The organism is Allomuricauda sp. R78024 (assembly GCF_044596045.1).
GTDB lineage: Bacteria > Bacteroidota > Bacteroidia > Flavobacteriales > Flavobacteriaceae > Flagellimonas.
On record NZ_CP138995.1, the window covers coordinates 3,718,019 to 3,731,093 of the forward strand.

General features: G+C 36.3%; 15 protein-coding genes. 5 read left to right on the forward strand and 10 right to left on the reverse strand.

Annotation, left to right across the window (positions count from 1 at the left end; all coding sequences use genetic code 11):
* Positions 1–17: 17 nt before the first annotated feature.
* From egtB to SJY44_RS16830, 3 genes are read left to right on the forward strand one after another with little or no spacing between them, the layout of a single operon-like run.
* On the forward strand, positions 18–1,178 hold the full coding sequence (egtB, locus tag SJY44_RS16820; RefSeq protein ID WP_298930551.1) for an ergothioneine biosynthesis protein EgtB: 1,161 nt from the start codon (positions 18–20) through the stop codon (positions 1,176–1,178).
* 16 nt (positions 1,179–1,194) lie between these two features.
* Positions 1,195–2,163, forward strand: a complete 969-nt coding sequence (locus SJY44_RS16825) for an L-histidine N(alpha)-methyltransferase (RefSeq protein WP_299169250.1) — start codon at positions 1,195–1,197, stop codon at positions 2,161–2,163.
* A 3-nt stretch (positions 2,164–2,166) separates the two neighbouring features.
* Positions 2,167–2,448 (forward strand): DUF427 domain-containing protein, encoded by a 282-nt coding sequence (locus SJY44_RS16830; protein ID WP_396590599.1) that lies wholly within the window; start codon positions 2,167–2,169, stop codon positions 2,446–2,448.
* Positions 2,449–2,472: 24 nt separating this feature from the next.
* Here the strand turns inward: SJY44_RS16830 and SJY44_RS16835 are convergent, their stop codons facing one another.
* The gene (locus SJY44_RS16835) at positions 2,473–2,769 is read right to left on the reverse strand and encodes an isoamylase early set domain-containing protein (protein WP_298930561.1); all 297 of its coding nucleotides are present in this window, start codon (positions 2,767–2,769) and stop codon (positions 2,473–2,475) included.
* 158 nt (positions 2,770–2,927) lie between these two features.
* Positions 2,928–4,007 carry an aminotransferase class V-fold PLP-dependent enzyme gene (locus SJY44_RS16840; RefSeq protein ID WP_396590600.1) on the reverse strand — a complete coding sequence of 360 codons (1,080 nt, stop codon included), beginning with the start codon at positions 4,005–4,007 and terminating at the stop codon, positions 2,928–2,930.
* 54 nt (positions 4,008–4,061) lie between these two features.
* On the opposite strand from SJY44_RS16840, the gene SJY44_RS16845 reads away from it, so the two are divergent.
* Together SJY44_RS16845 and SJY44_RS16850 are read left to right on the forward strand one after the other, a co-directional pair.
* Positions 4,062–4,451, forward strand: a complete 390-nt coding sequence (locus tag SJY44_RS16845) for a 2TM domain-containing protein (protein ID WP_396590601.1) — start codon at positions 4,062–4,064, stop codon at positions 4,449–4,451.
* A complete protein-coding gene (locus SJY44_RS16850; RefSeq protein ID WP_396590602.1) occupies positions 4,448–4,939 on the forward strand; it encodes a dihydrofolate reductase in 492 nt (163 codons plus the stop codon). The genes SJY44_RS16845 and SJY44_RS16850 overlap by 4 nt, the downstream gene beginning before the upstream one ends.
* Positions 4,940–4,942: 3 nt before the next feature.
* Here SJY44_RS16850 and murI read toward each other — a convergent pair whose 3' ends face one another.
* From murI to SJY44_RS16890, 8 genes are all read right to left on the reverse strand, one after another.
* Entirely contained in the window at positions 4,943–5,722 is a 780-nt protein-coding gene (murI, locus tag SJY44_RS16855; protein ID WP_396590603.1) for a glutamate racemase, read from the reverse strand.
* A gap of 86 nt (positions 5,723–5,808) precedes the next feature.
* Positions 5,809–6,318 carry an OmpH family outer membrane protein gene (locus SJY44_RS16860; RefSeq protein ID WP_298930576.1) on the reverse strand — a complete coding sequence of 170 codons (510 nt, stop codon included), beginning with the start codon at positions 6,316–6,318 and terminating at the stop codon, positions 5,809–5,811.
* A 44-nt stretch (positions 6,319–6,362) separates the two neighbouring features.
* A complete protein-coding gene (locus SJY44_RS16865) occupies positions 6,363–7,199 on the reverse strand; it encodes an OmpH family outer membrane protein (protein WP_396590604.1) in 837 nt (278 codons plus the stop codon).
* A 99-nt stretch (positions 7,200–7,298) separates the two neighbouring features.
* Positions 7,299–9,968: a POTRA domain-containing protein gene (locus SJY44_RS16870; RefSeq protein ID WP_298930581.1), complete on the reverse strand. Its 2,670-nt coding sequence runs from the start codon at positions 9,966–9,968 to the stop codon at positions 7,299–7,301.
* The gene (locus SJY44_RS16875) at positions 9,940–10,680 is read right to left on the reverse strand and encodes an isoprenyl transferase (RefSeq protein WP_298930584.1); all 741 of its coding nucleotides are present in this window, start codon (positions 10,678–10,680) and stop codon (positions 9,940–9,942) included. Before SJY44_RS16875 ends, SJY44_RS16870 begins: the two co-directional genes overlap by 29 nt.
* Positions 10,681–10,682: 2 nt before the next feature.
* A complete protein-coding gene (locus tag SJY44_RS16880) occupies positions 10,683–11,366 on the reverse strand; it encodes a DUF6089 family protein (protein WP_298930588.1) in 684 nt (227 codons plus the stop codon).
* 112 nt (positions 11,367–11,478) lie between these two features.
* The gene (locus tag SJY44_RS16885; RefSeq protein WP_396590605.1) at positions 11,479–12,360 is read right to left on the reverse strand and encodes an NAD kinase; all 882 of its coding nucleotides are present in this window, start codon (positions 12,358–12,360) and stop codon (positions 11,479–11,481) included.
* Between the two features lies 1 nt (position 12,361).
* Positions 12,362–13,018 (reverse strand): CBS domain-containing protein, encoded by a 657-nt coding sequence (locus SJY44_RS16890; RefSeq protein WP_298930594.1) that lies wholly within the window; start codon positions 13,016–13,018, stop codon positions 12,362–12,364.
* Between the last annotated feature and the right edge of the window lie 57 nt (positions 13,019–13,075).

Consider the following 13,075-nt stretch of genomic DNA (forward strand, 5'->3'; position numbering starts at 1 on the left):
AGGTGTAAAACATTTTTATGATTCTTACCGATTCCCTTTTGGATTTCTTTTTGGAAACCAGAAAACATTCCGAAGATATCTGTCAACCTTTAGAAATTGAAGATTACGTGGTTCAACCGGTAATAGATGTAAGTCCACCAAAATGGCACTTGGGCCACACCACGTGGTTTTTTGAAGAATTTATTCTGAAGCCCCATGCCAAGGATTACACCCTATTTGATGAAGATTTTTCTTTTGTTTTTAATAGTTATTATGAGACTGTAGGAAAAAGAGTGGTCCGATCAGATAGGGGAAACTTATCCAGGCCATCCGTGAAAAAAGTCTATGAATATAGGAAGTATGTTACAGAGGGCATTAAAAAGTTTTTAGCAACTGATCAAAACGAAGAGATCAATGCGGTATTAGAAATAGGAATCCATCATGAAAAGCAACATCAAGAATTATTATTGACAGACATCAAATATATTCTTGGAAACAACCCTCTTTTGCCTGAATATTCCAAAGAATTTGAAGACCATCCAATAGAAAACCATCGACAAGACTGGATTGCTGTAGAAGAGGGTGTTTATGAGATTGGACATAATTCATCTGATTTTTGCTACGATAATGAATTGGGAAAACACAAAGTGTACCTACATTCATATGAAATTTCCAATAAATTGGTCACCAATGGAGAGTTCATAGAATTCATTGAAGCAGGAGGCTACCAACGTTTTGATATTTGGCATGCCGAAGGATGGGATTGGGTGAGTCAGAATCAAATTATTGCACCGTTCTATTGGCATAACATTGATGGAGATTGGTACAACTACACAGCTCAAGGCCTTCAAAAAGTAAAAGTGGATGCTTCGTTAACGCATATCTCCTATTTTGAGGCTTTTGCCTATGCACAATGGAAAGGACTTAGGTTACCCACTGAGTTTGAATGGGAAGCCGGACAAGCATTTTTTCCGTGGGGCAAACGTTGGGAGTGGACAGAAAGCGCTTACCTTCCCTACCCCAATTATCAAAAAGCAGATGGTGCATTGGGTGAATACAACGGCAAGTTTATGGTTAACCAAAAAGTATTGAGAGGAGGCTCCGTAGCAACACCCACAAAGCATACAAGACATACCTATAGAAATTTTTTTCACCCCCAATTAAGATGGCAATTTACCGGTTTAAGGTTAGCCAAGTAATTACGACATAACCACTATGCAAAACAATGAAGTCACAACCTTTACCTCAACTTTTGAGCAAGAGGTTTATGAAGGGTTGACCACATATCCCAAACATTTGTCTTCCAAATATTTTTATGATGAAATAGGCGATAAATTATTTCAAGATATTATGGCTATGCCCGAATATTATCTCACGGATTGTGAGTTCAACATTCTTGAAGAAAACAAGACCGAAATCGCAGAACTTTTTGGAAAAAATGATGAACCTTTTAGTCTGTTTGAATTAGGCGCGGGAGATGGAAAAAAGACTAAAATCTTGCTTCGCCATTTTACAGAAAAAAATATTTCTTTTGATTATAGGCCTATAGACATTAGCCAAAATGCACTTGATCAATTGGAAGAGTCCTTGGGGCAAGAAATTCCAGAAGTAGAGATAAACACATTACAAGGCACGTATTTTGATACTTTAAGGGATATTGGAGATGCTAACGAACGAAAAAAAGTAATCCTATTTCTTGGTTCCAATATTGGTAATCTATTACATCCACAAGCTTTGGAATTCTTAAGAAATATGAAGGATTCCATAAATGATGGGGACCTAATTTTTATGGGATTTGACCAGAAAAAAAACCCACAGACCATATTGGATGCCTATAATGACAAAACTGGTATTACCGAAGCTTTCAACAAAAACATTCTAGCCCGCATCAATAAAGAAATGGGCGGGAGTTTTAATCTGGACAAGTTTTCACATTGGGAAGTTTATGATCCAGAGACCGGAACGGCCAAAAGTTATTTGGTATCAAAAGAAGAACAAAACGTTTGGATTGAAAGTTTGGAGTTGGAAATACGTCTTAAAGCTTGGGAAACCATCCATACCGAAATTTCTCAAAAATACGATGATGCTATTGTAGAATGGTTGGCGGAAAAAGCGGACCTCAAAATAGTAACGGAATTCACAGATTCTGAACAACAGTATAAAAATTACGTTTTTAAAAAATAATTTATGAAAGCAATTTGGAATAACACCGTAATAGCAGAAAGTGATGACACTGTGGTTATAGAAAATAATCATTACTTTCCTGAGGAGAGTATTAAAAAGGAGTTTTTTAAACCTAGTGAAACCCACACAACATGTCCGTGGAAAGGTGTTGCTTCTTATTACTCAATAGAGGTAGATGGAAAGCAAAATACTGATGCTGCTTGGTACTACCCAGAAACAAGCGAACTCGCAAAACCCATTAAAGGAAAGGTCGCTTTTTGGAAAGGAGTCACCATTGAGGCCTAAACTTCAATGGCGACTTTAAAAGTTTTATAGTTCTAAAACAGCATTTTCTGTCCCAGCATAATCGTTCCATTGAAAACGATCAGCTTCGGTATCATTAATATATGATCCGTCTACCAAGTATCTAAACTCGTAAGTGTTTTCTTTTGGAAGTTCAAACGTTCCTTTAAAAGTTCCGTTTTTTAGCTTTCTTAAAGTACTTCCCTTTGGGTTCCAATTATTGAAATCGCCAACTACAGCTACTTTCTTTGCTTCTTCTGCAGGCACAGTGAATGTAACTTTACAAACAGGCTTGCTCTTAAGGTATTGTTTTTTTATTGCCATGGTATTTTTCTTTTTAAAATCAGACACAAAACAATACATAAAACAGCTTACTTACAATAAGTTACGTTCGATTTATCATATTGATAAAATGCGCCTAACAATAGGGTTACATCTACAAAATTAGTGTTTGATTTTTCAAAAAAAATGATATTTATCACTTAGGATTTGAGCATATCCGCAATTGCATCAATCTCGTTTTCTGTATTGTAGAAGTGAAAACTTAAGCGAATACCATCACCGCGAAGCGCACAAACAACATTTTGACTCTCAAGCTTATTAAAAAGCTGCTTATCTCCCTTTATATTAAAGATGGTGCTATGCAGGTTTCTGTCCACCACATTTTCCTCTAAAAGATTCAATGCTGAAAATTCTGCTTTGGCTTTGGATGATAATTTTTCCATTTGGGCTGAAATGTGATTCATACCAATGTTTTCTAAAAAATTCAACGAAAATTGCAGACTTCCAAAATTGAATGAATCCAAATGTCCTGGTTCTAAATATTTACAGAAAGGGATATCATTTCTTTTGTCAATTTCTCTATCTACAGAGCCATTACCAATAAATTTAAGATCAAAACGTTCTTTGGCTTCTTCTTTGACCAAAACAAAACCATTTCCATAACCGGACAACAACCACTTGTATGCACTTGCTCCCAAAACATCTATACCAGAATCTTGAAAATTGAATTCTTGAGTACCACAAAATTGAGTGCCATCCACGATAATCAATAGGTTTTTAAAATCGTTTTTTAACTTCTTCAGAAAATTTAAATCTATCTTGACACCGTTCACCCATTGTACAATACTTAGGGCAAGAACATCAATTTTTCCAGTTTGCACTTTTTCGTAGATTCTCTCTTCTAGTTTTTCATCAATTTCAATATATTCTCTATTAAAATCCCTCGTCTCAAAAGGCCAATTTAAAGAGGGATAATCGTCCTTTAAAAGGAGTATATTTTGCTTCTTTGTTAATCCCTCTAAAAGCATATTAAGGCCTAGGGTAAAGTTGGGCACCAATGCTACATTTTCCGTTTTACAACTAAAAAATTTACCCACAGCGTCTCTTACATTTGACATATTGTGAAAACTCTTCATTTTCATCTCGCTCCCCCCTATCAGATAATCCAAATCATGTTCTTGTCTCCATTCTAACAAGTCTTCATACAACAGGCCAGTTGCTGCAGTATTGGCATATATGCATTGCTTTAAAACAGGGAATTTCTTTCTTAAGTTTTGCATTGATAAAATTTTGGATGTAATTCAATTATATTTGCCTATAAAGATAGCCATTCAATGTTATCAAGAAAGAAGGAACAAAACCCAGTTGATATAGAACAGCATGAACTTTTGGAAAATGCCCAAAAGCGAATTCGTCAAAAAAAAAGACTGTTTTCCCATTTTGTAATTTTTCTAATAGGCAGCATTTTTCTTGTCCTCATCAATAAAATCCTAAAGTACGGTGAAGCCTATGATTGGTTTATTTGGGCCATTCTTTTATGGGCCTTTTTGTTCATAATGCATGCATTCAATGTTTTTGTTACCAATAAATTTATGGGGCAGAAATGGGAGCGACAACAACGAGAAAAGTTGGTAAGCAAACAAAAGAAACGTATTGCAGAAATTCAAAAGGAAATTGATACTGATTTTCCACTTTCCAAAATCAATAAAAAAAAAGATTTGTGAGGCAATTGATTATTATTGCGGCAGCAGGAGAAAACAACGCCCTTGGCATAAACAACGATCTTCCCTGGCACCTGCCTGATGATTTTAAGCGTTTTAAGACCTTGACCACTGGACATAAAATAATTATGGGCCGTAAAACTTTAGAAAGTTTCCCAAAGGCGCTCCCAAATAGAGAACATATTGTAATTACACGGGATAAGAACTATACCCCTAAATTTCCCTGTACCATGGCTCATTCTATAGAAAATGCCATAGAATTGATAACTGATGAAGAATCTGCATTTATTATTGGGGGAGGTGAAATTTATAAACAGGCAATGGAATTTGCCACGGATATCGAGTTAACCAGAATCCATGATTCTTTTGAAGCTGATACTTTTTTCCCATCTATTGATACAAATGAGTGGAAGCTAGTTAACGAAGCGTATCATCCTAAAGACAAGAAACACCAACACGATTTTACGTACCTCACCTATCGTAGAAAGTGAAGATTAGAAGTCTAGATGGAAAACTTCAACATTAGCACCATCTACCAAGTTTTTAAGGACCTTCACATTTGAATTGGATAAAAATATGTGTTTTGTATTATTCCCTATTTTGGAGGATAGCTGATTTTTAATCAATATGGTATTTGTTTGTCGTGCCACAGCCTCTCCAGAATCTATTATTGTCACCTTTTGGGGAAGTAGGCCCTTAAGAATAGGTATCAGGTAAGGGTAATGTGTACAACCTAAAACAAGGCAATCAATGTCTTCCTCCAACATTGGATCCATATACTTCTTTAAAAGTTCTGTTGTTGTTTTTGAATAGACCTCCCCTGCTTCAATCAATTCGACCAAACCCGTACCCTCTTGTTCGAGTACCGTAATTCCTTCGGCAAAGATTTTTGAGGTACTATGGAACAAACTACTAGACAGGGTGCCCTTGGTTGCCAAAATACCTACTTTCTTGGTCTTTGTATGGAGCGCCGCCGGCTTTATAGCAGGCTCTATTCCTATGAACGGAACTTTATACGTTGCACGTAAATAATCAATAGCGTTTGTGGTAGCAGTGTTGCAAGCAACTACAATTAACTTGCACTTTTTTTGAAGTAAAAACTCCGTGTTTTTTATGCTAAGATCTAGAATCTCCTCTTTTGATTTAGCACCGTATGGTGCATTCTTGCTATCTGCAAGGTAGATGGTGTTTTCAGTGGGAAGTAACTTTTGTATTTCCTTCCAAATGGATGTTCCTCCAACACCTGAATCAAAAATCCCAATGGGTTGTTGCATGTTCAAAAATAGACACTAATATTAGAAAATAAAAAACCGCTTTATCTAGTAGAGAAAGCGGTTATAATATTGTAAGAGTAAAAGTGTTAGAAGCCTAATTCTTGTTTTACTGCTGGTAATAAATCTTTTCCTTTGGCTACGATAAGACTAAGTCCAGGGCTAGCATCTACTACATAGTCAAAACCTTGTGCAGCAGCAACTTTTTCAATAGCAGTTTTTGCTCTATCAGAAATAGGAGCAAACAATTCTTGTTGCTTCTTTTGCATCTCTTGAACTGCAGCTTGCTCTGCTTCTTTAATGTTTTTCTCAAACCCTTGAAGCTCAACTGCTCTTTTTTGGTTTTCTTCTTCAGATTTTGAAGTAGCCTCGTTAGAGTATTGGGTATATTTATTTTGAAGCTCAGTCATAGAACTCTCTATATCCGCTCTGTACGTTTCTTGTAATTTTTTTAGTTCGCCTTGCGCTGCTTTCATCTCCGGCATTTCAGACAATAATTGCTGCACATTGATGTGGGCAACCTTGCTCTGCGCATTTACAAAACCAGTAGCCGCCACAAATAAGACTAGGGCTACAGCAATCTTCTTTACATTTTTCATGATTCTAAGTTACTATTTGAATGTTAATTTTAGTGTTTCAATATTTATTGTTGTATTGAATCCTTTTGTTGTTCTTGCGTTTTTTTCCTTTCTTCTAATTTTCCTTTTCGCTTGGCCTCGCGCTCTTCCAATAATTTTTTTCTTCTTTCTTCGTATGCCTTCTTCCGCTCTTCTCTAAGTCTTAACTGCTCAGTTCTTCTATCTTCAATTTCTTTAGTCTTAGCATCTCTGGCATCTTCAGCTTTTGCTTGCCGCTCTTTTAACGCCTCACTTATTTCCTTATCGGCTTCAACCTCTTCTTCTTTAAACTTGTCTAAGCGGCTCTTTTGCTGTTCCTTTTTATTGGATTTGCTCACCTTTCTGGTCCGAGCTATCTCCCTTAAAACCAAGTCACTGATATCGTGTCTTTTTTCGGAGTACAACATTACAACATCTGCCGATTTATCAAAAATAAAATCGTATCTTTTATTTCCACCAATTTTTTGGACTTCGTTAAAAACTTGGTCTTGTATTGGCTGAATCAAAAGTTGTTTCTGCAACACCAAATCTCCTTGTGGACCAAAACGATCCTGTTGATAGTCCAGCATTTCTTTCTCCAAAATCTGGATTTCCTCTTCACGTTCAGCAATTAACTCGTCCGTTAAAAGCACTTTCTCCGCCATTAAATCCTTCTTTATCTGCTCAACAACACTTTGTTTAAGCTCAATTTCCTGCTTCCATTTCTGGGCCTTGGTATTTAATTGTTCTGTTGCGTCTCTATATTCCTCAACATTTTCAAGGATATACTCCATGTCCACATACCCAATTCGTACTCCTCTTTGCGAGAAGCCATAAAAGGAAGACATCAAAACAACTAATGACAAAAGAACTTTGGTATTCATTTTTGATTCCGCTTTTTACTAAGAAAATATCGTGCCAAAATAACTAAATAATTTAAAATGAGCTATTTAGAAATTACAAAAACAGTGTTTTTCTTCTGGTTAAAACTGTTGCCCGATGATGAAGTGCGTTTGCCAGCCGCTTGGTCCAACCGACCCTGGTCTGGCATCTGTATCAAAGCCATACCCAAAATCAATACCCAAGAGACCAAATGCCGGCATAAAAATACGTAGCCCCACTCCGGCAGATCTTTTTAATTCAAACGGATTATACTCATTAAAATTGTTAAATGCGTTTCCTGCTTCCAAAAAAGAAAGCGCATAAATGGAAGCTGAAGGTTTCAATGTAAGAGGGTAACGTAATTCTAAAGAGAATTTGTTATAAATAGTACCACCATCTTGCTCCTGTCTGTTTGTTATTGGATTTGTAATAAAAGGAGTCAAAGAACTGTTTTCATATCCTCTTAATTGAACTACATCTCTTCCATCCAGAGTAAAGTTCCCTAGACCATCTCCACCAACGAAGAAACGTTCAAATGGCACGTTACCTATATCATTATTGTAGCTCCCCAAAAAGCCAAATTCTGCATTGGAACGCAATACCAGTTTATCAACCAATCTTGTGTACCAGTCACCTTTAAATTTTATTTTGTAGAATTCCAATAGTTTAAAGCGTTCTTCTTCCAATCTTTCCAACTCATCACTTAGCTCTTCAAATTCCAGCTGTTCTTCAATGTTCGCTGGGGTTGCACCAATCTCAAAAAGCCTTTCTGTGGTCTCGTCGATAGTAGTCCTTATTTCTTTAAAGTTCTTGCCACTAAAAAGTGAATATGGCGGAGTAAACTTTGCTGTAAGTTCAAAATTTGATCCTGTCAACGGAAATATTCTACTGGGACCTTGTGAACTTCTTGATATTCCGAAAGTATAACTTAAAGAGTTGGAACTACCATTACCAAAATTGAAAAGTCCATTATTAAAGTCGTTGAAATCATATAACTGGTAGCTCAAAGAATGGGAAATTGTAAAGAAATCATCTGGCCATTGTACTCTTTTAGCAAGCCCCGCTGAAATCCCTGTTATTGAAAATCCTCTATCTCTATCAACATCCAATCTACCCTGATTGTTAAAATTGGTAGCGAATTGCTGAGTTCTTGACAATGAAAAGTTAAACCTAACAGGTTTTCTGCCACCTAACCATGGTTCTGCAAAATTCAAACTATATACACGGAATGTTCTACTCGCTTGTAAACGGAGTGCAAACGTCTGACCATCTCCCATAGGAACTGGTTTGTAGGCCTCACCATTAAAGATATTTCTTAATGAAAAATTACTAAAAGACAGACCCAGAGTTCCAATAAATCCGCCACCGCCGAAACCGCCTTGCAATTCTATTTGGCTAGAACCAGATTCCACCAAACTATATTTTATATCTACCGTACCGGCATTGGGGTCGGGGTTTTGAATGTCTGGCACTATTTGCTCAGCATCAAAAAATCCTAATTGTCCTAATTCCCTAATACTACGTACAATATTATCCTTGCTGTATTTCTGTCCGGGTCTAGTACGTAGTTCCCTAAAAATTACGTGGTCATTGGTTTTATCATTTCCAGATACGGTAACATGATCTAAGAAGGTTTCTTTACCTTCTATAATACGTATCTCAAAATTGATCGTATCATTTATTGCAGATACTTCAACTGGGTTAATACTTGAAAACAAGTACCCATTGTTTTGATAGAGGTTGGTTAAATCCTCACCATCGGGTTTTGTATCATCGGCTATTCGTTTTTTAAGCAATACTCCATTATACGTAGCTCCTTTACGAATACCCAAGACCTGACTCAACTGCCTGTCCGTATACACTGAATTACCAACAAAGTTGATATCCCCAAAATAATATTTATCCCCTTCTTCAACGCTTATTTTTAAATCGATGTTGTTTTCATCAACTTTCACAAAAGTGTCAGATAAAATTCGTGCATCTCTATACCCCCTCTCGGCATAGGCATCCACCAGACTGGAAAGATCTTCTTTGTAATCAGCTTCTATATATTTGGATTTCTTCCAAAAGCGGTAAATCTTTTTCTTCTTCGTTTTCTTTAATGACTTTGCAAGTCTTTTGTCCGTAAGCTTTTCGTTCCCTTCAAATACTATTTTCCGAATTTTAACCTTGTCACCCTTTTTTACATTGATGACCATACTTTGTGTATTGGTACCAGATGTATCCGCAGCCGTGGCTATATTTACTTTAGCATTTAAAAAGCCTTGCTTTTTATATTTGTTTTGAAGGTAATTTTTAGTGTTGGCAATTAAACTCTCAGTGATTTTTTTCCCCTTTTTAAGGTCTGTATCATTTATAATGTCTTCTACCTTTCGTTTTTTAACGCCATATACCGTAACGTTTGAAAGTGTTGGTCGTTCTAAAATATTTAACTCCAAAAAGATTTTGTCACCTTCTATTTTGGTGTAGTAGATTTCAACGTTGCTGAACAACTCTAAGCTCCATAACTTTTTTATAACGGCGCTAATCTCATCTCCAGGAATGGTAATTGCTTGTCCCACCCGAAGACCGGTATAGGTTTTAACCGTTTGTTCATTATAGCTTTGTAGACCAGTAACCGACAACCCGCCTAAAATATAACTCTTCCCATCTTCAAAGGAAGTATCCTGAGAAAAGCTTTGATTGGTGAAGAGTAGTAGAAGGAGTAGTTTTAGGTATAGTTGGGTGGAATTTTTTATATCCTTAATTGAGTTGTTCGCTAGTTTTTCCAAATCGTCGTTCTCTATTTTGGTAACTTAATATTGCTTCTACCAAATGATGCTCACTAAAATCAGGCCAAAATACATCAATAAAATATAATTCAGCGTATGCAATTTGCCAAAGTAAAAAATTACTTATTCTACGTTCCCCACTGGTACGTATGAGTAAATCTACATCTGGTAAAAAATGCGAGTAAAGATGAGTATTTATAACGGTTTCGTCAATATTTTCGGGTGAAATTATATTATTTTTAACTTTGATGCTTATCTCTTTTATGGCTGTTTTTATTTCTTCCCTAGAGCCATAGCTAAGGGCCAAAGTAAGCATCATGCCAGTATTGTCAGATGTTTTTGAAATAACTTCCGCAAGTTGTTTTTGGGCTTTAGAAGGCAAAGAATCTATATTACCAATTGCATTTAGCCTAATATTATTTTTATTGAGTGTCTTTAGTTCTTTACGTAAAGAAGCCACTAAAAGTTTCATTAAGGTTTCTACTTCTAGTTTGGGGCGATTCCAGTTTTCCGTGGAAAAAGCGTAAAGTGTTAAAAATTGTATTTGAAGTTTTGCGCAGTTCTCAACGGTTTTTCTTACCGCCTCCACTCCATTCTCGTGACCAAAAATTCTGAGTTTACCGCGTTGTTTGGCCCACCTACCATTACCATCCATGATAATGGCAACATGTTTTGGAAGCTTATCCGTGTTTACGTCCTCTAATGTGTGCATTTTTATTCAAAACAATCCTGGCAGGGTTTACGCCCAAAGGTATACGTTAACGTAAAACCTGAAAAGACATACCAGTCATCGCTTAAAATATTTCCAAATCTAAATTGCTCAAAATTAGAACCTTCAGGATTGCTTCCATCCAAATTGTCTGTAAACGTGTACCTAGCCCCAATTTCAGCACCAAGAATCAAGAATTGATTTAATCGATACTTTGCCCCTACCGTCATAGGAATTGCAAAACTACCTTCTTTTTGGTTAATATCCTGCACTTGGAGGGCATCAAAATAATTAAAATCATACCTAAAGTAGGTAAGACCTGTGTAAAGATAAGGGGTAAAGGCCGGTCCAAGCTTGTGAAGATTGTATTCAACAAAGTTAAATTCAATGCCTGCGGAGGCCTCCAAAACAGAATTATCTATTACATATCCGCGTTGTTCTCTTGAAGATTTGCTGGATTTGGAGTCATCAGCTGTAAAGCTTCCGTACATTACACTTGCACGCCATGCATATCTTTTACTTTTATTCCACTTAAAAATACCTCCAAAAGCTGGTCCGGAGGGAAGTATGTAGTTTGTTCTGCCAACATCACCAATTACATTGGCTCCGCCGGCAAAAACACCGATCTCATAGGTCTGGGCATTCACCTTAACCACAAAGCACAAAAAAATAGCCAAAACTATTCGCATACTATCTAAAAGTTATACATGTTAGAGGTAAAGGAAGGTCTATAGGGTATACTGTTATAAATGTTCTCTTTTGTTAAACAGTTTTTAGCTTCTTTTATTGTTTTTGATAGGTTCAATTACGTTTATCTTGTCCCCAAAGCAATTTATTGCGAAGTGTTTTAAAAAAGCTTTCCGAATTGTACTCTATCATTTTAATTGTAAAATCTGATTTTTTAACAATAATTTCCTTGCCGTTGGGGATACTTGCAATCCTAGAATCCAAGGAAACCAAATGGTTTTCTTCCCGTCCAGACACTTTTAATCTTATATAGGTATCATCTGAGATTACTAAAGGCCGTGCATTAAGGTTATGCGGCGCAATTGGGGTTAGAACCAATGATTTTGCCGTTGGGGCAATCACCGGCCCCCCACAACTTAATGAATATCCTGTGGAACCAGTTGGTGTAGAAACTATTAATCCATCTGCCCAGTAGGATGTTAAATACTCATCGTTCAAATAGGTTTCTACCGTTATCATAGAAGTGGTATCCTTTCTACTAACCGTAATCTCGTTTAAAGCAAAATTGATGTTTCCAAATTCATCCAAATCAGAATTTAAATCAACCTCCACCAAACTTCTCTCCTCTATTTTATAATGTCCCGCAACAAATTCAGTTACTATTTTTCTGACATCCTCTTTTTTAAATGTGGATAAAAACCCTAATCTACCGGTATTTACCCCTACTATGGGAATCCCCAAATCTTTTACGTAAGTTACTGCCCTGAGCATAGTACCGTCACCACCAAAGCTTATAAACATATCAAAAGAGCTGTCTAAGCCAGAAGTCTGGGAAAATATTCCGTAATCAAAATTTAAATTGTATTCAGAAAAAAGTCCAATAAACTCTTCTACAACATAAACAGAAGCATTTATCTTTTGAAGTTCCTCCAAAAGTTCCATGACGAAGGTTTTATCCTGCTCTTGAAAAGCTTGACCGTAAACAGCGACTTTCATCTTAAACGTTAAGGTATTTTTCTAAATAATCTGACCGTTGCTTTAAATCTTCCAAAAACTGGTCATCACTATTTCCATAAACTATTGTGTAGTTGTACCTTCTAAAAGTTTGCGCCACTTCATTAAGATTTAGCGTCCCTACCTTTAAAGTTATTTGCACTACATCATTTTGGGAATCGGTAATAAAAGCCCCCAGTAAACGGGCATTGTTACTTTCCACTATTTGAGCTATTTCACTAAAAGAATAGTCCTTTATTCCTGTTGCAATGACAAGAATTCCCCCTGGTTCTTTAAAAAAAGGAGTATTTATAAAAAAAGCGACAATATCCTCCAAATCATAATAACCAATTATTACTTGATTTTCATCTAATACAGGAAGTACGTTTGCCTCGTTTCTAGAAAACATTTCCAACAAATCTAACCAAGCGGTATCTTTTGTTACCGAAAAAGTTTCCAACTCCAATCTCCAATCTTCTATCTTTTTGGCTGGCTCAAAACATGCAAGATCGTTTTCAGACAACAAACCAATGTAAATTCCATTTTCAGTAACCGCAACATGGGAAAAAGTGGTTTCCTCAAAAAACTGGATAACCTCCTTTAAGGTCTCAGACACCTCAAAAATGGGTACAGTAGTGATTATTTGATTTTGGATTTGCATTACATTTCTATTAAGCGCAAAATACTACTTTTAAATCGCAAAAGGCGTGCCTAATTC